At 55.5% G+C, this 20369-nt stretch carries 19 protein-coding genes, 1 tRNA gene and 1 rRNA gene (1 of these 21 only partly in view); 13 read left to right on the top strand and 8 right to left on the bottom strand.

What is annotated here, in order from left to right; genetic code table 11:
• Positions 1 to 1146, bottom strand: a 16S ribosomal RNA gene (locus DOP62_RS12025); it reaches 343 nt to the left of the window's first position.
• Between the two features lie 298 nt (positions 1147 to 1444).
• Here DOP62_RS12025 and DOP62_RS12020 point away from each other — a divergent pair.
• From DOP62_RS12020 to rpiA, 3 genes are all read left to right on the top strand, one after another.
• On the top strand, positions 1445 to 2191 hold the full coding sequence (locus DOP62_RS12020) for a metallophosphoesterase (RefSeq protein WP_208674533.1): 747 nt from the start codon (positions 1445 to 1447) through the stop codon (positions 2189 to 2191).
• A gap of 125 nt (positions 2192 to 2316) precedes the next feature.
• On the top strand, positions 2317 to 3543 hold the full coding sequence (locus DOP62_RS12015) for an HhoA/HhoB/HtrA family serine endopeptidase (protein ID WP_208674534.1): 1227 nt from the start codon (positions 2317 to 2319) through the stop codon (positions 3541 to 3543).
• 121 nt (positions 3544 to 3664) lie between these two features.
• On the top strand, positions 3665 to 4363 hold the full coding sequence (rpiA, locus tag DOP62_RS12010) for a ribose-5-phosphate isomerase RpiA (protein WP_228383115.1): 699 nt from the start codon (positions 3665 to 3667) through the stop codon (positions 4361 to 4363).
• 129 nt (positions 4364 to 4492) lie between these two features.
• Here rpiA and bchI read toward each other — a convergent pair whose 3' ends face one another.
• The gene (bchI, locus tag DOP62_RS12005; RefSeq protein ID WP_208674536.1) at positions 4493 to 5587 is read right to left on the bottom strand and encodes a magnesium chelatase ATPase subunit I; all 1095 of its coding nucleotides are present in this window, start codon (positions 5585 to 5587) and stop codon (positions 4493 to 4495) included.
• A gap of 105 nt (positions 5588 to 5692) precedes the next feature.
• Between bchI and DOP62_RS12000 the strand changes: the two genes are divergently transcribed.
• The 3 genes from DOP62_RS12000 to mrdA all read left to right on the top strand — a co-directional run bounded on the left by DOP62_RS12000 (position 5693) and on the right by mrdA (position 8992).
• Positions 5693 to 6697, top strand: coding sequence for a YheT family hydrolase (locus DOP62_RS12000; RefSeq protein WP_208674537.1), 1005 nt, complete (start codon positions 5693 to 5695; stop codon positions 6695 to 6697).
• A 34-nt stretch (positions 6698 to 6731) separates the two neighbouring features.
• Positions 6732 to 7079: a hypothetical protein gene (locus DOP62_RS11995; protein WP_208674538.1), complete on the top strand. Its 348-nt coding sequence runs from the start codon at positions 6732 to 6734 to the stop codon at positions 7077 to 7079.
• Between the two features lie 95 nt (positions 7080 to 7174).
• Positions 7175 to 8992 carry a penicillin-binding protein 2 gene (gene mrdA, locus DOP62_RS11990; protein ID WP_208674539.1) on the top strand — a complete coding sequence of 606 codons (1818 nt, stop codon included), beginning with the start codon at positions 7175 to 7177 and terminating at the stop codon, positions 8990 to 8992.
• On the opposite strand, the gene DOP62_RS11985 is transcribed toward mrdA, so the two are convergent.
• The 4 genes from DOP62_RS11985 to DOP62_RS11970 all read right to left on the bottom strand — a co-directional run bounded on the left by DOP62_RS11985 (position 8947) and on the right by DOP62_RS11970 (position 12503).
• Positions 8947 to 10080, bottom strand: a complete 1134-nt coding sequence (locus DOP62_RS11985; protein WP_208674541.1) for a glycosyltransferase — start codon at positions 10078 to 10080, stop codon at positions 8947 to 8949. The two genes, mrdA and DOP62_RS11985, sit on opposite strands and share 46 nt — an antisense overlap.
• A gap of 14 nt (positions 10081 to 10094) precedes the next feature.
• The gene (locus tag DOP62_RS11980; protein WP_208674543.1) at positions 10095 to 11303 is read right to left on the bottom strand and encodes an NAD-dependent epimerase/dehydratase family protein; all 1209 of its coding nucleotides are present in this window, start codon (positions 11301 to 11303) and stop codon (positions 10095 to 10097) included.
• Between the two features lie 93 nt (positions 11304 to 11396).
• A complete protein-coding gene (gene psb34, locus DOP62_RS11975) occupies positions 11397 to 11567 on the bottom strand; it encodes a photosystem II assembly protein Psb34 (protein WP_208674546.1) in 171 nt (56 codons plus the stop codon).
• 105 nt (positions 11568 to 11672) lie between these two features.
• The gene (locus tag DOP62_RS11970; protein ID WP_208674548.1) at positions 11673 to 12503 is read right to left on the bottom strand and encodes a thiazole synthase; all 831 of its coding nucleotides are present in this window, start codon (positions 12501 to 12503) and stop codon (positions 11673 to 11675) included.
• Positions 12504 to 12753: 250 nt separating this feature from the next.
• Here DOP62_RS11970 and DOP62_RS11965 point away from each other — a divergent pair, with 250 nt between their 5' ends.
• A complete protein-coding gene (locus DOP62_RS11965) occupies positions 12754 to 13323 on the top strand; it encodes a hypothetical protein (RefSeq protein WP_208674550.1) in 570 nt (189 codons plus the stop codon).
• Here DOP62_RS11965 and DOP62_RS11960 read toward each other — a convergent pair.
• Entirely contained in the window at positions 13313 to 14125 is an 813-nt protein-coding gene (locus DOP62_RS11960) for a DUF3598 family protein (protein WP_208674552.1), read from the bottom strand. The genes DOP62_RS11965 and DOP62_RS11960 overlap by 11 nt on opposite strands.
• A gap of 75 nt (positions 14126 to 14200) precedes the next feature.
• Here DOP62_RS11960 and DOP62_RS11955 point away from each other — a divergent pair, with 75 nt between their 5' ends.
• A complete protein-coding gene (locus DOP62_RS11955) occupies positions 14201 to 14437 on the top strand; it encodes a hypothetical protein (RefSeq protein WP_208674554.1) in 237 nt (78 codons plus the stop codon).
• A gap of 8 nt (positions 14438 to 14445) precedes the next feature.
• Here the strand turns inward: DOP62_RS11955 and DOP62_RS11950 are convergent.
• Positions 14446 to 14516: transfer RNA gene (locus tag DOP62_RS11950), tRNA-Gly, on the bottom strand.
• Between the two features lie 83 nt (positions 14517 to 14599).
• Here DOP62_RS11950 and DOP62_RS11945 point away from each other — a divergent pair.
• The 5 genes from DOP62_RS11945 (at position 14600) to DOP62_RS11925 (ending at position 20368) form a co-directional block, all read left to right on the top strand.
• The gene (locus tag DOP62_RS11945; protein WP_208674556.1) at positions 14600 to 15040 is read left to right on the top strand and encodes a VOC family protein; all 441 of its coding nucleotides are present in this window, start codon (positions 14600 to 14602) and stop codon (positions 15038 to 15040) included.
• Positions 15037 to 16410, top strand: a complete 1374-nt coding sequence (locus DOP62_RS11940; RefSeq protein ID WP_208674558.1) for an MFS transporter — start codon at positions 15037 to 15039, stop codon at positions 16408 to 16410. Before DOP62_RS11945 ends, DOP62_RS11940 begins: the two co-directional genes overlap by 4 nt.
• Before the next feature lie 102 nt (positions 16411 to 16512).
• Positions 16513 to 17856, top strand: a complete 1344-nt coding sequence (locus DOP62_RS11935; RefSeq protein WP_208674560.1) for a helix-hairpin-helix domain-containing protein — start codon at positions 16513 to 16515, stop codon at positions 17854 to 17856.
• A 225-nt stretch (positions 17857 to 18081) separates the two neighbouring features.
• Complete coding sequence (locus DOP62_RS11930) at positions 18082 to 19017, top strand: RpoD/SigA family RNA polymerase sigma factor (RefSeq protein WP_208674562.1); 936 nt, start codon at positions 18082 to 18084, stop codon at positions 19015 to 19017.
• A gap of 31 nt (positions 19018 to 19048) precedes the next feature.
• On the top strand, positions 19049 to 20368 hold the full coding sequence (locus DOP62_RS11925; RefSeq protein ID WP_208674565.1) for a cytosine deaminase: 1320 nt from the start codon (positions 19049 to 19051) through the stop codon (positions 20366 to 20368).
• Position 20369 lies beyond the last annotated feature (1 nt).

Below are 20369 nucleotides of genomic sequence, written 5' to 3'. Positions count from 1 at the left end.
TGACTTGACGTCGTCCACACCTTCCTCCGGTTTGTCACCGGCAGTTTCTCTAGAGTGCCCAACTGAATGATGGCAACTAAAAACGTGGGTTGCGCTCGTTGCGGGACTTAACCCAACATCTCACGACACGAGCTGACGACAGCCATGCACCACCTGTCTCCCCGCTCCCGAAGGCACTCTCTCGTTTCCAAGAGATTCGGGGGATGTCAAACCCTGGTAAGGTTCTTCGCGTTGCATCGAATTAAACCACATACTCCACCGCTTGTGCGGGCCCCCGTCAATTCCTTTGAGTTTCACACTTGCGTGCGTACTCCCCAGGCGGAACACTTAACGCGTTGGCTACGGCACTGCGCGGGTCGATTCACGCAACACCTAGTGTTCATCGTTTACGGCTAGGACTACAGGGGTATCTAATCCCTTTCGCTCCCCTAGCTTTCGTCCATGAGCGTCAGTTATGGCCCAGTAGCGCGCTTTCGCCGCTGGTGTTCTTCCAGATATCTACGCATTTCACCGCTACACCTGGAATTCCCGCTACCCCTACCATACTCTAGTCAATCAGTTTCCATTGCCCTTATGAGGTTGAGCCCCACGCTTTGACAACAGACTTGATTAACCGCCTGCGGACGCTTTACGCCCAATAATTCCGGATAACGCTTGCCTCTCCCGTATTACCGCGGCTGCTGGCACGGAATTAGCCGAGGCTTATTCCTCAGGTACCGTCACTTTCTTCTTCCCTGAGAAAAGGGGTTTACAGTCCAAAAACCTTCCTCCCCCACGCGGCGTTGCTCCGTCAGGCTTGCGCCCATTGCGGAAAATTCCCCACTGCTGCCTCCCGTAGGAGTCTGGGCCGTGTCTCAGTCCCAGTGTGGCTGATCATCCTCTCAGACCAGCTACTGATCGTCGCCTTGGTAGGCTCTTACCCCACCAACTAGCTAATCAGACGCGAGCTCATCTACAGGCCATAAATGTTTCACCTCTCGGCACATCGGGTATTAGCAGTCGTTTCCAACTGTTGTCCCCGTCCTGTAGGCAGATTCTCACGCGTTACTCACCCGTCCGCCACTAGCTCCGAAGAGCTCGTTCGACTTGCATGTGTTAAGCACGCCGCCAGCGTTCATCCTGAGCCAGGATCAAACTCTCCATTTTGGTTGGACTCTTAATTTGAACTCTCACTCATTCGTAAGACTTCCAAGTCCGTAAGTTTTCCCGAACCCAGTTAACCGGATTCATCATTTTATTGACGAGTCCCTCAAGACTGGCTTCTAAACTATTCTCTTGTCTAGGTTCTTTCGCCGCTTTCGCTTCGCGTTTCCGCTCCGCTCTCACCGGCGCTTAATTAATCTACCTAAACCACCACCCACCGTCAACCCCTTTTCCAAAAGATTTTTTCGGGGCAGGGGAAAACTAGACGGAGACTCGGTTTTCTCACTGTCAGCATTTAGTCATGGCTATCTCGATCGCACAAATCACCGACCTGCATCTGTTGGCTGATCCTGAGGCTGCCCTGCGAGATTGCGTGACCACAGCCAGAGCGGCAGGGGTTTTTGGTGCTTTGAAAGAGCGATCGCCCGACCTTTTATTACTGAGTGGCGACTTAAGCGAAGATGGCAGCCCCGCTAGCTATGAGCGGTTACGGGATTGGGTTGAAGAACTGGGTTGTCTGGCCATAGCGATCGCGGGCAATCATGACCAGCCTCAATGCTTAGCTGAAATTTGTGGGCGAACGCCTTTTATCAATGAGTCTGTCTATACCGTCCGAGGCTGGCGAATCATCGCGCTGGACTCATACCAGCCCAAACGAGTTGATGGGTGGTTAGGTGCAGAGCAGCTTGATTGGTTAGATCGGCGCTTAGGAGAAGAGTCAATACCGACCTTGCTAGTACTGCATCATCCGCCAGTCCCAACTGGTGTCGCCAAAATGGATGCGATCGGACTGCAAGATGGACCAGAGTTCCTCAATCTGATTGCTCGCCATAGGCAAGTACGCCTCGTCCTATCCGGGCATGCTCACCAAGCCTTTATCCAGAGCCGTGGTTCCACGACATTTTTGGGTTGCCCAGCCACTGCTATGCAATTTGATCAGGCAGAATTGCCGGCTGGCTGGCGATCGCTGGAACTCGAGGCTGATGGATCTTGGCGATCGCAGATTCACTGGGTTCCGGCGTCATCGGCTCTTGCTCTTAACCAATAGGTCACTCTTGGAACCAGCACTCAACTCGTGCCGTCCATCGTATTTATCAGCCATTGCTTAGGATGGGTAGCGATCGCTAGCGTCAGTTCGCTACCGAATGAGCGTTCGTGGATCTCGGAGGTGTCATGCGTCATCATCGTCGTTCGGGTCAGCGCCGGTTTTCAGTCCGGACTGTTTTAAGTCATACCTTGGCTATTAGCTTGGGCGTATTAGTGACTTTGGGCGGATTGCAAGCGCGCCCTTCTTTGGCTCAGGCTGCTCCCGTCGAAGTCGCGCAGGCTAACCCCACAGCTGACACCCCACCGAGCAGTGGCACCAATAGTTTTGTGGCGGCAGCTGTCCGTCAGATTGGCCCTGCTGTCGTCCGGATTGATACCGAGCGGACAGTGACGCGCCGAGCTGCACCGATGTTCGATGACCCTTTCTTCCGTGAGTTCTTTGGGTCTGACTTCTTCGGCAACGTCAACCCGCCGGCTCGCCAAGAAGTTCAGCGCGGCCAAGGTTCCGGCTTTATTGTCGATGGCAATGGCTTGATCATGACCAATGCCCATGTGGTCGCCAACGCAGATCAAGTACGAGTGACGATGCGGGATGGTCGGGAGTTTACGGGACGGGTACGGGGTGCAGACTCCGTCACCGACTTGGCCTTGGTGGAAGTCGACACCAAAGGCGAACGGCTGCCCACCGCTCGGATCGGGAATTCCAGCAGTGTGGAAGTAGGAGACTGGGCGATCGCGATCGGTAATCCGCTTGGTCTCGACAACACCGTGACCCTCGGCATTGTTAGCAGCTTGGGTCGCCGGAGTAGCGCGGTTGGTATCCCCGACAAACGGCTCGACTTTATCCAAACGGATGCGGCAATCAACCCCGGCAATTCCGGTGGCCCATTGGTTAATAGCCGGGGCGAAGTCATTGGGATCAACACCGCCATTCGCCAAGCACCGGGCGCAGGCATTGGCTTTGCAATTCCGGTCAATACGGCTAAAGAGATCGAGGCGCAGCTACTGAAAAACGGCAAAGTCTCACACTCCTACCTTGGTGTTCAACTGCTATCGCTGACGCCGCAAATGGCACGGGATAATAACCGCGACCCCAACTCGACAGTGCGTCTGCCGGAAGTACAAGGCGTCTTGATCATGGGAGTGCAGCGCAATGCACCAGCGGCAGCCGCGGGACTACGGCGCGGTGATGTCGTGGTAGCGATTGATGGCCAACCAGTCACCACTGCTGATCAGTTCCAGCGTCGTGTTGAAGCCAGCCAAGTCGGTCAGTCACTCAATCTGAGTTTGATTCGCGACGGCAACCGCCAACAGATTGCTGTGCGGACTGGCGAACTGCAGCAAGCCGGTTAAAACGCGATCGTGTCGTCTAATAAGACTGATTCTTGAAGGGGGCTGAATTCAGCCCCTTTTTTAGTTACGGCAGGCAGGCTCGTATACTGATCCGATGTTGTTGAATGCCTTAAAGCCTGTTATGGATCCAGTCACCCGCATGAAGCATGAAGTCGCGAAAGCAGCCGCGAGTCGGGTGCAATCCGGCATGGTGGTCGGGTTGGGATCAGGCTCTACAGCAGCGCTAATGATTCAGTACTTGGGCGATCGCGTCCGTAGTGGCGAGCTGACCAACATTCAAGCGGTGCCGACTTCTTTCCAGTCCTCAGTCTTGGCGAATGAGTATGGCATTCCCCTGACGACGCTGAACGAAGTCGATCGCATTGATATTGCGATCGATGGTGCCGATGAAGTCGATCCGCAGCGCAACTTGATCAAAGGCGGCGGTGCTTGCCACACCCGTGAAAAGTTGGTGGATGCCCGCGCAGAACAATTCATTGTTGTCGTCGATAGCAGCAAGCTGGTGGAAGCACTGGGCACGACCTTCCTGTTACCAGTGGAAGTGCTGCCAGAAGCCTATATTCAAGTCGGCAAAGCACTGGAAAAATTAGGTGGGCAACCGACGCTCCGTATGGCCGTTAAAAAAGCTGGCCCAGTCGTGACCGACCAAGGCAATCTGGTCTTGGATGTGAAATTTGATCGCATTGACAATCCCGCCGAACTAGAGAAAGCCATCAACAACATTCCGGGCGTGTTGGAAAACGGTTTGTTTGTCGGTCTCACCGATCTGGTTCTAGTCGGTGAAGTGGATGGCGATCGCGTCTCGGTGCGCGAGTTCTAAGCTCTGCAATTCCTCAATCGACTTAGCCAGCTTCATCATGGGGCTGGCTTTTCATTGACTGAAATTGCATTAAAAACGCCCCGAAGGCCAATTCTCCAAGGCGTTGTGAGCGCTGTTAGCGATCGGTGACTAGCTAACCAGCGAGAACGCGCTGGTATCAGTCGGTTCTGGCAGACCAAAGACGCGGCAGAATACTTTCGCAACTTTCGCACCTGAGTCCACCGACTCCAGCGGATCCTTGCGGAGGCGGTGCCGCAGGCAGGGCGCCACAATCCGCTGAATGTCTTCGAGGGTGACTTCCGATCGCCCTTCAAAGGCGGTCAGGGCTTTGGCCGCACGGTTGGTAACGATGTCGCCGCGCAGACCATCGATATCCAACTCGGAACAGACCTCGGAAATTTTGACGCGGAGGTCGTAGTCCAACTCAACGTTGGGCAACAGCGTTTGCGCTGCAACGATTCGCGCTTGCAAGCTGTCTTGCTCTGTCGCGTAGCGATCGAGGAAAGATTGAGGATTTTGGTCGAAGGTCGATCGCTGTTCGACCACCTGTACCCGCAGTTCGGGATCTTTGACAGTACGAACTTCGACGCTCATGCCAAAGCGATCGAGCAGCTGGGGTCGCAGTTCGCCTTCCTCGGGGTTACCGGAGCCAACAAGGACAAAACGAGCAGGGTGGCGAATCGACACGCCCTCGCGCTCAACCGTGTTCCAACCGGAAGCCGCCGAGTCCAACAGCACGTCAACTAAGTGGTCGTCGAGCAGGTTAACTTCGTCGACATAGAGAATGCCGCGATTGGCTTTAGCCAACAGTCCTGGTTCAAACGCTTTGACGCCTTCTGACAGCGCTTTTTCAATGTCGATCGTGCCGCAGACGCGATCTTCCGTCGCCCCCAAGGGCAGGTCAACCATTTGTACTTTGGCGCGGCCGATCGCCGGAGTTTCGCCGCGGGCAATGCGATCGCGGACTTCATTACTCATCAGCTCTGGATCGCTGGGATGGCTGTTGTAGGGATCCTCTGCCACCACTTCAATTTCAGGCAGCAGATCAGCCAAGGCGCGAATCGTCGTCGATTTGCCGGTGCCGCGATCGCCCATGATCATTACCCCGCCCAATTTGGGGTCGATCACATTCAGCAACAGGGCTAACTTCATCTCCTCCTGGCCGACGATCGCCGTGAAGGGGAAAACAGTGCGGCGGGGCGCAGTCGGAAGAGTCGCAGTCACGGGTAAAGCAACGCTGAGCAAAGACCGTTTTTCATTGTGCCACAGTGCTTATACCCCCTGTCCTGACCGCCACAGAGCAGCGGTTGCAGTCCTGTACTCCTAACCATGCCGCTCCTTACTGATCGCTTTGACTGTCCTCGTCTGTTGCGCCAAGGCTGGCGAATGACGATCGCAGCTTCCTTGATGAGCGATCGCCAACTACCGGAGCCGCAACCGATCTATCAAGGGCAGTGCCTGCTGGGTGCGGATGACGTACCGCTGTGGACAGAACGCGCGATTCCACCCAATCCACGTGGCACATTGATTGCGACCTACGGCATCACAGGATCACTAACAAATCAAGGTTTTCTGCAACGCTGGGCAACGACTGCTTATCAATCCGGCCTCGCCGTTTTACTGTTCGACTGGCGCGCCCACGGGCGATCGCTGGAATTTTCGCCCGTTCTGACCAGTGATGGACTACGGGAAGGTGATGATTTTCTGGCGCTAGCCGCTCAAGCTCGGCAGTTGGGATTGCCAGAACCCTACATTTTCGGCGGCTACTCCTTGGGTGGGCAGCTCGCACTTTGGGGGGCTTGGCGCGGGCTGCAGGAAGGTTGTCCTCCAGCAGCGGTGCTGTCGCTCTGTCCCAATCTGGATGCGGAGCGATCGCTGCCATGGTTACGCAGTACAAGACTCGGTCGCTGGATCGAGCAACGCATCTGTCGTGAGCTGCGGCATCTAGCTATCGAAATTGCCGATCGCCATCCAGGCAGCCTCGCTCCTGCCGCGATCGCCAAAGTCACCACCATTCAAAGCTTTGATGACTATCTTGTTGCACCCCGCCTCGGTTTTCGAGATAGCACCGACTATTACCGCGCCAGCAGTCCTCTGCCCTTTCTCGCCGATCTTCAAGTCCCCGGATTAGTCCTTTACGCTGCAGACGATCCGTTCTTTCATCCCGCGATCGCTCCCGAGCTCGACGCGATCGCACTGAGCAATCCTGTGTTGGACTTTGAAATCACGCGCCACGGCGGCCATGTGGGCTATTGGCAAGGCCGCGATCGCTGGTGGGCGATCGATCGATTCCAAGGCTGGTTGGAAGACTCCGGGACTTTGAACCAACGCTGAGTAGACTGGCGGTACTCCTGCCCTGAAAGTCACTATGACTGTCCTGACCCTCCAACTGAGCAATGGCTCGCTCAGCTTGCCACTCAGTTTGGCGACTGGTCTCCAGCTCAAATCCGTTTTGCAGCAGCTGCTTGATCAGCTACGACAAGCCAGTACCCCACTCAGCCCTGGGCAACGCCCCACGCCACAGCCGAGCACGGATCAACGGCTGAATGTTGGCGATATCAGTTTAGAAGTCTTCTGTAATCCCAATCTTTGGCCGAGTCCCTTTGCCGCCAAAGTTCTGCTGACTGTACGGCAGGGTGAACTGCGGCTCAGCCTTGAAGTAGAACTGAGTCGCCTGCTCGAAGATCTCGATCAGTACTTGGAGTCGATTCGCTAGGGTGGTGCGGTTTGGTGACTGCCCACAGCCAGGGAGCGCAGCCTTTGCGTAGACTGGTTGGGCAATCCTGACCTTAGACCGGCGATCGCATTCCTATGGCGAATCCCCCCTTTAGCAATCGCGACTCAGGCCGCAGTGTTGGCCGTTCCTACCAGTCGCTTTGGCTTTTGCTGGGAATTACCACGATCTTCTTTGGGGCGTTGGGTGGCCGACTCGCCTACATGCAAATTCAGCAAGGCGAGCGAAATCGCGAACTCGCGAACGAAAATCGCATCCATTTGCTGCCACGCTTACCTGAACGAGGGCGCATCCTCGATCGGGAAGGGCGCGTTTTAGCCAGTAGTCGCCATGTCTACTCGCTCTACGTCTGGCCGCTGGCAATTAAAGACGAGCGCTGGCCCGACACCCGCAAGCGGCTCGCCAAGCTGCTCAATCTGCCGGAAAGCACCCTCCAAGCCCGTATCGATCGCCAGAAAGAGAATGCTGCCTATCGCGTGCGACTGGCGCAGAACCTCAGTCAACCCCAAGTCATTGCCTTTGAAGAAAATCGGCGGGACTTCATTGGTGTCGAAATTGACTACGACAGCGTGCGCTACTACCCCAATGGCTCTGTGGCTGCACACGTTTTGGGGTACACCGGCGAGATTTCTGACGAGGAGCTGAAGCGGCGGGAAGGCCAGGGCTATCGACCCGGCGATGTGATTGGTCAAGCTGGGCTAGAAGCTGCTTTTGAGAAACAGCTGCGCGGAGAATGGGGCGGTCAGCAAGTAGAAGTCGACGCTCTCGGCAACGTGGTTCGCATCCTCGGTGATAAAAAAGCGAGGGCAGGCCAAGACGTCAAAATCACCCTCGATCTCGATCTGCAAAAAGCTGCAGAGGCCGCGATCGGTGACACCATGGGCGCGATCGTGGCGATCGATCCTCGGGATGGCAGCATCTTGGCCATGGTCAGCCGCCCCACCTACGATCCCAACGTCTTTGCCACCGAAATCAGCCAAGCCGAATGGGATCGGCTGCAACAGCTAGAGTTTCCCTTCGTCAACCGCGCACTCCAAGCCTTCCCACCCGCCAGCACCTTCAAAATCGTGACGACGGCAGCAGCCTTGGAATCCGGCAAGTACTCGCCTGACACCGTGCTGCAGACCTTTCCCTTCTTGCGGGTCGGTGGCATTCAGTTTTGGGACTGGAATAACGCTGGGTTTGGCCCTCTTAGTTTTGTCGGGGCAATGCGCTACAGCAGCGACACCTTTTTCTACCAAGTAGCGCAACGAATTGGGGGTGAAGCGATCGCCACCATGTGTCGCCGTTTTGGTATGGGTGAACGCACGGGGGTGGAGCTCGCCAGCGAAGAAAGTCGTGGCCTTGTGCCCGACAACGAGTGGAAAGTCAAAAACCTTGATGAAGAGTGGACAGTGGGCGACTCGATCAACATGTCGATTGGTCAGGGCTTCCTTTTGCAGACCCCCCTGCAAGTCGCAGTGATGTTTGCGATTCCGGCCAACAACGGCTTTCGCGTCAAACCGCACTTCCTCAAGGACGATCGCGATAGCAAAGAATGGCGCGAAGACCTCAAACTCAAGCCTTCAACCATGAAGGTGATTCAAGATGGATTGGTCTCAGTTGTGACTGAGGGCACCGGCAAGGCCCTGAATGTACCTAGCCTGCCACCCAATGCCGGCAAAACGGGTACAGCAGAAGATCCCCCGCGGCGATCGCACACTTGGTACGGCGGCTATGCCCCAGTCGACAAGCCCGAGATTGTTGTCGTGTCTTTCAATGAGAACTCCGGCGGCGGCGGCGGCAGCCTTGCTGCCCCAAAAGTTCGCCAGGTGTTTGAGGCCTACTTCCGTAAGAAAGCCCTTCGTGCTCAGGCGGCTAAGGGCAAGCAACCACCCGCCACGACTTCGCAGTAATAGTCTTGGAGTTGTTGAGTAGCAGCACTCCAACTCCAACGCTCAGCCTCTTGGCGAGCTGCCATTCGTAGCGTTTCGCGTTCCATGGGATTGGCCAACAACCGCTGAACTGCAGCGATCGCCCCTTGTTCATCCTCTGGATCAAACAGGAAACCATTGGCGCCATCGCTGACGATGTCAGGAATCCCGCCGGAATTGGCCGCGACTACTGGACAGCCCGCTGCCATCGCTTCTAGCAAGACGAGGCCGAGGGTTTCAGTCCGCGAGGGGAAGACAAAGGCATCCGCAGATGCATAGGCCGCTCCGAGTTGCTCGCCATGCAAATAGCCTATGAAACGGGTTTTGGTACCCGCAAATAATTGCTCCAGTTCAGCGCGATAAGGGCCATCGCCCACCAAGGCCAAGCAAGCTTCTGGATTGGCGTCCAAAATTGGCCGCAGGCGATCGATTTGCTTTTCTGCTGAGAGACGACCAACGTAGAGCAACAGCGGTGCCTCTGGGTTGCCCCCACTGAGGCGATCGCGCATCGCAGCGGAAGCTAAGTCTGGTCGGAACGTTTCGGTATCAACCCCTCGCTGCCAGAGCTGGCAGTGTTCGATGCCGTGCTCGGTCAGTTCTTGCACCATTGCCGTGGAGGTACAAAGGTTGATCGCCGCTTGGTTATGAGCGAGTTTGAGCAACTCCCAAAGCACCCCTTCCAAGACGCCCAAACCGTAGTGCTCCAGATACTTCGGCAGGTGTGTGTGGTAAGAGGCCAACAGCGGCACATTCAGCGCCTTAGCGTAGTAGATACCACCCAGTCCTAGCACTGCCGGATTGACCACATGGATCAGATCTGGACGAAACCGCTCCAAGGCTTTGCCGACTTTGGGCAATGGGAAGGCCAGCTTCAGCTCTGGATAGAGCGGTAGCGGAAACCCCTGAACACCATAGACGCGGGCTCCCTTGTGCTCCCGGATGCCTCCATCTGGACAGAAGACCATGACGGTGTGACCGAGACGCTGCAGGTGGTCGACCGTGTGTCGCAGACGCGTGACAATGCCATCCACCTTCGGCAGAAACGTCTCGGTAAAGAGAGCAATGCGCATAGAAAGAGCGTGAATTAGCGCAGGGCGGTTTCAGGAGCCTGGAGTGTTTCCGCTTGATTGCGGGTCCAAGCCGAAACGCAGGGGATTTTGGCGCGATCGCAGCGATCGGCAAACTTTTGAGCGACTTCTACGACCTCACTCATCAGGCCATCGTCCAACGTGGTCGGATTGAGGCCGAGATCTAGCAGACAGCGGTTATCAACAATCAGGTCGTTTTCCGGCGCTTCCTTGCGAGGATTCGGGAGGTAAGCAATCTCAGCCCCAGTCAGCGCTGCTACTTTCTCTGCCAAGTCTTTGACTTGATAGGTTTCCGTCATCTGGTTGAAGATACGGACCTTTTCATTGGCGGCGGGTGGATTTTCGATCGCCAGCTGAACGCAGCGCACTGAGTCGCGAATATGGATAAAGGCGCGGGTCTGACCGCCAACCCCGTGCACAGTCAAGGGATAACCGATCGCCGCCTGCATCAAGAACCGGTTCAAAACCGTGCCGTAGTCACCGTCGTAGTCAAACCGGTTGGTCAGATCAGGATGGAGGTTGCAGTGATCCGTGTTGGTACCCCAAACGATGCCTTGGTGAAGGTCAGTGACTTGGATGTTGTCGTTCTTGTTGTAGTAGTAGAACAACAACTGATCCAGCGTCTTGGTCATGTGATAGACACTGCCCGGATCAACGGGGTGAAGAATTTTCTCCTCAAAGCGTTGGCCATCCCGTTGAATCACTTCAACTTCCAGATAGCCTTCAGGAATCGTGGCCCCGCGATGGCTGCCATAGCCATAAACGCCCATGGTGCCCAAGTGGACAATGTGGGCTTTCAAGCCGACATCCACGCAGGCACAGAGCAGGTTGTGGGTGGCATTGACGTTGTTATTAACCGTGAAGCGCTTGTGCCAAGCACTCTTCATCGAGTAGGGAGCAGCACGCTGTTCTGCGAAGTGAACGATCGCATCGGGCTGGGTCTCTAACAGCAACGCGCAGAGGCGATCGTAGTCGGCAGCCAGATCGAGATTAACGAAGCCAATGGGTTGCCCACCCGTCTCTTGCCAGGCTTGCAACCGGCGTTCGATTGTGGCGATCGGCGTGAGGGACTGCACCCCCAATTCCACATCCGTCTTGCGGCGAACGAGGTTGTCCACAATGGTGACGGTATGGCCTGCAGCAGCCAGATTGAGAGCGCAGGGCCACCCGCAGAAACCATCGCCACCCAATACAAGAATCTTCACGCAGTTCCGCTCCTGAGATCGCGTTTGACCGGGGCAATCAGGCTCACGGCCAAATTACCACACAGCGATCCCCGGAAGCGGTTGTCCATGACACTAGTGCGAGGCCGACACTGCAATCACAAGGAGGCCAACGATCAGGAGGATGGCTGCACCCGCCGTCCAGAGCCATTTTTTGCCCTGATCAGGGCTGGCTTCTGCCTGGTACATCTTGGGCTCTTTGGCGAAGTTATTCAGCCGGCCGCCTTCTTCTGTGGTGTAGGGCATGGGAATGAACGAAACCTCAATACAGCTCTGTCGTGCCCCAGAGTAGCAAAGGATGCTGTCATCGCCTTAAGTGACTGCGATCGCCCCACCCTTATCGCCCTCGACTTAAACCGTCGCTGGCGACTGCCCCACTAAACCCGTTTGGGGAGAGCTGGCGATCGCCTCCGATCGCATAGGAATGCGGCCTGCCTGAAACGCGAGGCGCCCCGCCGTTGTTGCCATGGCCATGGCCTTCGCCATCCGTGTAGGATCAGCAGCTTGCGCGATCGCGGTGTTGATCAGCAGGGCGTCGGCCCCCAGTTCCATGGCTTGCGCTGCTTCGCTGGCTGTCCCAATACCCGCATCGACTACCACCGGCACCTTGGCATTTTCGATGATGATGCGGATGTTCGCCTCGTTGCGAATGCCTTGACCGGAACCAATCGGAGAGCCGAGGGGCATCACCGTGGCGCACCCTACTTCCTCAAGGCGTTTCGCCAAGAGCGGATCGGCATTGATGTAGGGCAAGACTGCAAAGCCTTCTTTAACCAATTGCTCAGCAGCTTGCAGCGTCCCAATTGGATCAGGTAGTAGATAGCGGCTGTCAGGAATGACTTCGAGTTTGACGAAGTTGTTGTCTTCTTGTCCCAGCAATTTGGCCATTTCACGACCCAAGCGCGCTACCCGAACTGCTTCTTCCGCGGTGGCACAACCGGCGGTGTTGGGCAGCATCCAAATCTTCTGCCAGTCCAAAGCCTCGGCTAAGCCTTCATGACCAGGAGCATTGGTTTGAACCCGCCGCACTGCAACAGTAACAATCTCGCAGCCGCTGGCCGCAATGCTGGCACGCATCTGTTCAAAGGTGCGGTATTTGCCCGTCCCCGTCATCAGGCGCGATCGAAAAGACCGGCCGGCGATCGTCAAAACATCGGCGGTGGTGTCGGGGGGCGCGACCATGAATTTGGTATCAGCACAACTGCTTTTCATTATCTCGACTCGGCTGGGCCGAATCGAGGCTGCGGAGATTGACAAAATTGCGACAAAGAGTTACAAAAATTTACAGAGAAAGACAGTGACGACCTGCTGGCGCTTTTACAGCGTTTCAGAACAAGCATTTCGAGACTGACCCTTCTCCTCCTCGACTCAGCTCTGTATCGATAACCTCGGTTCTGCCGAGGTTTTTTTTTGCCTAGACCAGCCTGTCATAATGACGGTAGTAGCTCGTCGAGTTGTTATGCGATCGCTGTTTCTGTCTGCCCTGCTCACAGCCGCAACGGTAACAGCCGGAGCGCTACCGGCGATGGCTCAAAGCATCTTCAATCGCGATGCTTTTTTCAATCGCGTCACCCCTGAGCTTTCCCCTTGGGCTTCCCCTCAAGTATTGCTAGAACGACTGCCTCGCAACTGGCAGGGCAACTTTACTTACGAGGCGTCCACGCAGGCTCAAAACTATCCGACGGGGCTGCAGGTCACAGGCTATTCCATTTCAGGACGGGTGTTGTCGTTCGCAGGTCTGCTGAATTGGGGTGGCGATCGCCAATCGGAAGTTTTTGGCTATATCGACAGCCAGACCGGTCAAATTGAGTTCTACGAGCGGCAAAACGTGGGTCCAACCGCTGAGAGTGGTGCCGGTGGTAGCTTCATTGGCTTCCTCGCGCTCCCGGATGAGCAACGCATTCCCGGCCAAGCGCTGTTCTACTGGGTGCCCAACAGCATCATTCAGCCGACGGGCATTCTCGCGATTAAACCAGCGACAGGCACAGGCATTAATCGCTAACCCGTTGCTCAGTCACTAGGGTCACACTCGTCCAAGCACCACTGGCATCGAAGTTGCGCATCAAACGAAGCCGGCGATCGCGGCTGATCCACCAACCCAGTTCAAGCTGAAAGGGCGATCGCAGGGTCAATTCTGTCGGGCAAGCACAGCTCACGCCACCCGGTAATAACCAGACGGTAACTTCCTGTTGTTTGCCAGTAAAGACCAGTTGCGATCCTTGAATTTGGGCGAGGGATTCAATCGTGAGATCGCCAAACGAGAGCTGAGAACGGAGCTGGTCACCGTTTTGCTCTAACCGCAGTTGGGTGGTCATCCGATCAGGCGATCGCCAGTCGGGATAGCGAGTTTCAGCCTCTCCGATCCAAGTGCCCAGTAAGTCTTGAACGGTAAGGGCTGGTTGCTGAAAGGCATCAATGCCAGGCTGGGCTTCCCGAATCAGGGTCACTCCTTGGAGCTGGCGATCGCGATACTGCCAGACCAGGCGGCGACGTTGTTGATCAGCGAGGAGACCCTGCTCTGCTCCGAACTCCCCGAAGGGTGCAAGCTGCATACTGCCTTGGGAAAAGGCCCCATCATCAAAGCCGATATAGGCGCGACTAACACTGGCAAAGGGAATCTCGACTCGTCGCTCCGGTTCCCGCTGATAGTCGACAACGATTTTGGCCTGCTGACGATCATCACTGGCAGTGAGGGTGACGATCGTCGGCTGTTCAGACAGAATTTCGCCCTGCAGATTGAGGCTGGCAAAGCTGCCCCGCCATTCACCGACATTTTCCAGCAAGCAATTCCAGACTGATTTCATCTTTCTGAGCTCTTTTCCACGAATGACGCCGGTTGTTTAGGGCTTTATAAAAAGTGTCACCGACTGCAATCACCGATGGAACGCGAAACGACCCAAGAGCTAACCGCTGAGCAAGAGAGCGAGCTGCAACGTATTCTCCAAGAGATTGAGCAGAGCTATCTCAGCGACGGCAAAATCAACTTGCAAGAAGCGCGAGCGATCGTGCAACTCTCCAAGCAGCTCGCCCCCGTGCAAGCTGAAGCACTCTATCGGATCCGCCAAGCGTTACGACAGCGCTGGGGGGACCGGCTGGAGGTGGAATTTGAAGACTAATTTCAGAGAGCGGGCTGCGGGAATCGAACCCGCATCATTAGCTTGGAAGGCTAAGGTTTTACCACTAAACTAAGCCCGCTGGCAGATTTCACAATATCATGCAGCGACAACACTGTTGAGCGGGCCGCAGAGCCTTCAACTGTGCCGCAAGAGGATTGCACTATGGCGATCGCCCGTACTCAAGGCTGGCTGAGGGGCATCCACCACGTCGCGCTCCATGTACAGGATTTGGCGCGATCGCGGCAGTTTTACGGCGAGATTTTGGGACTGGCAGAACTGACGGATGATCAGGTGCCCAGCACCCTGCGATCGCTGGTTGAAACCGGTCAAGTGGCCAACTTTCGCCTACCGGATGGCGTGATTTTGGATCTATTTGCGGCACCCGAGCTGCAGCCGCCTGACCCCGACCCCAACCGAGAATTTACCCGCTTTGCCCATCTGGCCTTCGACATTGCCCCCGAACAGTTTGATGCGGCGGTGCAAGTCCTACAGGAAAACAATGTGGCGATCGCCCAAGGGCCAGTCAGCCGTCCGACCGGTCGCGGTGTCTATTTTTACGACCCTGATGGCACCCTGTTAGAAATTCGCTGCGACCCTTCATGATTCCTCAACTCGACCTGCGCACCAAACTCAGCTTCGGAGTGGGTGACTTTGGCACAGCGGTCATGGCGAATTTGCAGGTGTTCTTCCTGCTCTTTTTCCTAACAACAGTGGCCGGTTTGGATGCCGCTTGGGCGGGCAGCATCCTGATGATTGGCAAGGTTTGGGATGCCGTTAACGACCCCTTGATTGGTTGGCTGAGCGATCGCACTAACAGTCGTAACTGGGGCCGCCGCTACCCTTGGATGCTCTGGGCGGCGATTCCCCTTGGGCTGACGTTCTATTTGCAGTGGATTGTTCCGACTCAGAATCCGACGTGGCTGTTTATTTTCTATGTCGTCGTTGCGCTGCTGTTTAACAGCTTCTACACAGCGGTCAACTTGCCCTACACCGCCCTAACGCCGGAGCTGACCCAAGACTACGACGATCGCACCAAGCTCAACAGCTTTCGCTTTAGCTTTTCAATTGGCGGCAGTATCCTCTCGCTCTTGCTTGCCCAAGCGATTTTTAGCCTCATTCCCAATCCTCAGGAGCAGTACCAATGGCTAGGGGCGATCGCAGCGATCGCATCAGTCCTCCCTGTTTTTATCTGTGTTTGGGGCACCCGTCGCCGCTATCAGTTCATGCGGCCATTAGTCGAAACCACACTACCGCCGCGCCAATCAATTGCTGAAGAATTGCAGGTTGTCAAAGGCAACAAACCCTTCTTGTTTGTGATTGGCCTATATCTCTGCTCTTGGCTGGCGGTACAGGCAACTGCATCAGTCATTCCCTACTTTGTCCGCTACTGGATGCGACTACCAGATACTGATCTGACTTCGGTCATGCTGGCGGTTCAAGGCACAGCACTCCTAACACTGTTTGGCTGGAGTTGGCTCAGCAATCGTATTGGCAAACAGGCGGTTTACTACTGGGGTACGGGTCTGTGGTTGATTGCTCAAGTCGGCTTGTTTGTCCTGCAACCCAACCAAGTTGGCCTGATGTATGTCATGGCAATCTTGGCAGGTTGTGGCGTTTCTGTTGCCTACCTGATTCCTTGGTCGATGCTGCCGGATGTGATCGAATGGGATGAGCTACAGACCGGCCAACGCCGCGAGGGAATTTACTACGGCTTCATGGTCTTTTTGCAGAAACTGGCGCTGGCCTTGGGCTTATTTGTGGTGGGGCAAGCGCTGTCGTGGGCCGGTTTAATTCCTGGAGATTCAACCGTTGTTCAACCAGATAGTGCCCTCTGGGCAATTCGCATTGCGATCGCTCCATTTCCTACTATCTGCCTGATTCTGGGATTACTCTGCGCCAAAGGCTATCCGATCACCCGCGATCGCCATGAAGCCATGCTGTTGCAATTAGCTGAGCGGCGAGCAAAGGTCTAGCCGACACTTCATTGCCGCCGTACTTGTGTTCGATAACAGCAAGCCGCACTTGCCAGTAGACCGGTGTGGCACGATCGACGCAATGGATTGAGTCAGCAGCCTGTGGTCAAGATTGTTCGGCGGCGTTCCTTGGGTGTGCAGCCCGTCTACGACATTGGCGTGGCAACCGTGCACAATTTTGTGCTGGCCAATGGTCTGGTGGCCTCCAACTGCTTCAACAAAAGCCACTCGACCGCCTACGGCTACGTCACCTTCCAGACGGCCTATCTCAAGGCCAACTTCCCTGTTGAGTACATGGCTGCGCTGCTGACGGTTAACAGCGGCAACGCAGAGAAAGTGCAGAAGTACATTGCCAACTGTGCTGCGATGGGCATTGAAGTCCTGCCCCCCAACATCAATGCCTCTGGGGTGGACTTTACGCCGGTTGGCGATCGCATTCTGTTTGGGCTGTCGGCGATTCGCAACCTGGGGTTAGGTGCGATCGAGTCGATTTTGGCGGCCCGAGAAGCCGGTGGTCCTTTCCAATCACTGGCAGATCTCTGCGATCGCGTGGATACCGGTTCAATCAACCGGCGAGCGTTGGAATCCCTGATCCATGCTGGCGCGCTAGATGTGCTGGAAGCTGGAGGCAACCGTCAGCAACTGGTCGCCGATCTGCCGTTGGTCATTGATTGGGCCAACAGTCGCGCCAAAGATCGAGCCAGTGGTCAGGGCAACCTCTTCGACATGTTTGGCGGCAGTGAGAGCAACAGTAGCCCACTCGATACAGCGCCGCGTGCTGCTGCCACACCAGACTACAGCCCGGACGAAAAACTCAAGCTGGAAAAAGAGCTGCTTGGTTTCTATCTCTCTGATCACCCACTCAAGGTGGTTCAAGAACCGGCAAGACTTCTCGCCCCAGCCAGCATTAGCGACTTGGAGGACTACAGCGATCGCGGCTTGATCAGCACGATCGCCCTGCTAACAGAAGTCAAACCCGTCGTCACCAAAAAGGGCGATCGCATGGCAATTCTGCGGATCGAAGATTTGAGCGGCAGCACCGAAGCCGTTGTCTTCCCGCGTAGCTACGAGCAGATCGGCCACTACATCGAGGCTGATGCGCGGTTGATGCTCTGGGGCAAAGTCGATCGCCGCGACGATCAGGTGCAATTCATCGTTGAAGATGCGGAGCCGATCGACCATGTACGCCTGGTGCTCGTTGAACTCAGCGCCGATCAAGCCAGCGATATCGTCCAGCAGCAACGCCTCAAAGAGCTGCTCTTGCAGCAAAAGCGAGAGGAGGAGCGCTCGAAAGTGCCTGTCGTTGCCGTGATCCAAGCAGGCAGCGATCGCTACTTTGTTCGCTTGGGGGCTCAATTCCGCGTCGATGATCCTGAACAAGCCGTGCAAGCGCTACAGGCTGAGAATTTTCAAGCCCGTGCTGAAGCATTGCTCTCTTCAACCTGAGACCATCCGTAAAACTGGCGATCGCAGCAAGCCCTCGAAGTCCAATGACCGGGGGTTTTCTTGTTTAGTATCCCAAACTACTAAATGCAACAAAGACTGTCGTCTACTTAACAGTTCTTTGAAGCAAAAAACCTGAATTTTCTCCTTTTAGAGAAACTTTAGAAAAATCGCTGTTGTCCTTTCAGCGATCGGTGCTATAGTCTCCGCAAATCTCAGCGAGCAGCCATGAACGGACAGGAACGCCGAAACCTGAACGCAGCGGTTGAGCGACACACCAGTGATCATGTCAGCTGGTATCTCAGTTCAATTGGTAGAATTCCGCTGCTCACTGCCGAGGAAGAAGTCGAACTTTCTCGCAAGGTTCAACTGATGATGACCTTGCTGGAAAACCCAGACTCCGAGAGCAATCCCGAGAATCAAGCCGTTCTAAAAGCAGGCCAAAGAGCCAAGGCAAAAATGCTCAAAGCCAACCTTCGGTTGGTGGTTAGCGTTGCCAAGAAATATCAGAACCAAGGTTTAGAACTCCTCGATCTGATTCAGGAAGGGTCGCTCGGTTTGGAGCGCGCTGTTGAGAAATTCGACCCAGCCTTAGGTTATAAATTTTCGACTTACGCCTATTGGTGGATTCGCCAGAGCATGACGCGGGCAATTGATAATCATGCCCGTACAATCCGTCTGCCCATCCACGTGAGCGAAAAGATTAGCCGCATCAAAAAAATGACGCGGGAGCTGACCCATCAACTGCGGCGGCTACCGAGTCGGGCGGAAATTGCTGAGGCTTTAAAACTGCCGCTGCAGGATGTGGAAATGCTGCTCAGCCAATCTACGCCTTGCACGAGTCTCGATGCCCAAGCCCGGGGTGATGATGGGCGCAGCTTCTTGGGTGACTTGATTCCAGATCCCAAGAGCTTAGAGCCGATGGATGCCATGGATCGCCACATCCAGCACGAGCAAATCTCGACTTGGTTGGCGCACCTGACCGAACGGGAGCAGCAAGTGTTGCAACTGCGTTTTGGTCTGCATGACGGCGAGCAACATACGTTGGCTGAGATTGGGCGGCGGCTCAATGTTTCTCGGGAACGGATTCGCCAAGTGGAAGCGCGGGCCTTGCAAAAACTGCGGGTCTTAAGTCAGCAACCGCTTTGTCCTGAGGCTTGCTAGGCTAGCTCCGGATTGCTGGGGCTCGACCAACTTGACGCTTTCTCTTGCATTTCCTGAGAGCGATCGCTATTGCCTGCGCCAAGCACGAGTTCCGCAAGCAGTCTTAGACAACTGTGACGGACTTGGGCGGCCTGATCCAGAAGGCAGTTTTCTGCTCGATTTGAGCATTGAAGCCGGTCGAATTACCGCGATCGCACCGACTAGTTCCAGCCCAAGTGATGCTCTGAGTCTCGACTTACAAGGTCGGCAACTCTGGCCAGGTTTCATCGATATCCATACCCATTTGGATAAGGGACATATTTGGCTCCGCAGTCCCAATCCTGACGGCAGTTTTGAGGGTGCCTTGGCAACCGCGATCGCAGATTCCAGTCAGCATTGGACGCCAGACGAACTCTTGGCACGTATGGATTTCAGTCTGCGCTGTGCCTATGCCCACGGTACGGTGGCGCTGCGGACGCATTTGGATTCTGCTGGCGAGTTGGCCGCGCGGGGCTTCGCCGTCTTTCAAGAATTGCGGCAGCGCTGGAGCGATCGCCTCACCCTGCAAGCTGCTTCATTGGTTTCGCTTGATCACTATCAGGGCGCAGCAGGTGAGCGGTTAGCCGATTTGGTTACTGAAGCAGGTTGCCTGCTTGGGGGGGTAACTTTCCCATCACCTGAATTGGATGAACAGCTCGATCGCTTGTTGGATTTGGCTCGCGATCGCCAGCTCGATCTAGACTTACACGTGGATGAAAGCCTTGAGCCCAGCGATCGCACGTTGCAGCAGGTTGCAGCAGCGGTTCAACGCAAAGGCTTTACCGGCAAAGTGCTCTGCGGCCATTGCTGTAGCTTGTCGGTGCAACCCGAGGCTGAACTACCAACTCAGTTACAAGCTGTACAAGCGGCGGGTTTAGGCATTGTCTCGCTGCCACTCTGCAATTCGTACCTGCAGGATCGGCAAACAGGACGAACTCCTCGACTACGGGGCATTGCACCTGTTCAGGAAATTCGCACTGCAGGGATTCCGCTGTGTTTATCCAGTGACAACACCCGTGATCCCTTCTATGCCTATGGCGATTTGGACATGGTTGAAGTCTTCCGCGAGTCGGTGCGCATTGGCCAGCTCGACCACCCTTGGCTGCCTTGGCCCGCTGCCGTCACTTGCACACCCGCCGACTGGATGGGACTGGTTGATCAAGGACGAGTTGCAATCGGGGCTCGTGCTGATTTCGTGATTTTCAACGCCCGCTCTTTCACAGAACTGCTGGCCCGTCCCCAAAGCGATCGCCTGATTGTCCGCAATGGCCGTGCGATCGCCCCTAAATTACCTGACTATGCTGAGTTAGATGCAGTTCTGATGCGGCACTAGC

Origin of the sequence: Synechococcus elongatus PCC 11801 (genome assembly GCF_003846445.2) — a bacterium.
Lineage (GTDB): Bacteria > Cyanobacteriota > Cyanobacteriia > Synechococcales > Synechococcaceae > Synechococcus > Synechococcus elongatus_A.
This window is presented reverse-complemented; position numbering and strand designations above follow the sequence as displayed.

Excerpts from the sequence above, each read along its gene's own strand:
- DOP62_RS11965 (WP_208674550.1), top strand. The coding sequence starts at position 12,754 with ATGACGGTAGTAGCTCGTCGAGTTGTTATGCGATCGCTGTTTCTGTCT.
- DOP62_RS11930 (WP_208674562.1), top strand. The coding sequence starts at position 18,082 with ATGAACGGACAGGAACGCCGAAACCTGAACGCAGCGGTTGAGCGACAC.
- mrdA (WP_208674539.1), top strand. The coding sequence starts at position 7,175 with ATGGCGAATCCCCCCTTTAGCAATCGCGACTCAGGCCGCAGTGTTGGC.
- DOP62_RS12020 (WP_208674533.1), top strand. The coding sequence starts at position 1,445 with ATGGCTATCTCGATCGCACAAATCACCGACCTGCATCTGTTGGCTGAT.
- DOP62_RS11945 (WP_208674556.1), top strand. The coding sequence starts at position 14,600 with ATGGCGATCGCCCGTACTCAAGGCTGGCTGAGGGGCATCCACCACGTC.
- DOP62_RS12000 (WP_208674537.1), top strand. The coding sequence starts at position 5,693 with ATGCCGCTCCTTACTGATCGCTTTGACTGTCCTCGTCTGTTGCGCCAA.
- DOP62_RS11995 (WP_208674538.1), top strand. The coding sequence starts at position 6,732 with ATGACTGTCCTGACCCTCCAACTGAGCAATGGCTCGCTCAGCTTGCCA.
- DOP62_RS11940 (WP_208674558.1), top strand. The coding sequence starts at position 15,037 with ATGATTCCTCAACTCGACCTGCGCACCAAACTCAGCTTCGGAGTGGGT.
- DOP62_RS11985 (WP_208674541.1), bottom strand. The coding sequence starts at position 10,080 with ATGCGCATTGCTCTCTTTACCGAGACGTTTCTGCCGAAGGTGGATGGC.
- DOP62_RS11970 (WP_208674548.1), bottom strand. The coding sequence starts at position 12,503 with ATGGTCGCGCCCCCCGACACCACCGCCGATGTTTTGACGATCGCCGGC.
- psb34 (WP_208674546.1), bottom strand. The coding sequence starts at position 11,567 with ATGCCCTACACCACAGAAGAAGGCGGCCGGCTGAATAACTTCGCCAAA.
- DOP62_RS11955 (WP_208674554.1), top strand. The coding sequence starts at position 14,201 with ATGGAACGCGAAACGACCCAAGAGCTAACCGCTGAGCAAGAGAGCGAG.
- rpiA (WP_228383115.1), top strand. The coding sequence starts at position 3,665 with ATGGATCCAGTCACCCGCATGAAGCATGAAGTCGCGAAAGCAGCCGCG.
- DOP62_RS11960 (WP_208674552.1), bottom strand. The coding sequence starts at position 14,125 with ATGAAATCAGTCTGGAATTGCTTGCTGGAAAATGTCGGTGAATGGCGG.
- DOP62_RS12015 (WP_208674534.1), top strand. The coding sequence starts at position 2,317 with ATGCGTCATCATCGTCGTTCGGGTCAGCGCCGGTTTTCAGTCCGGACT.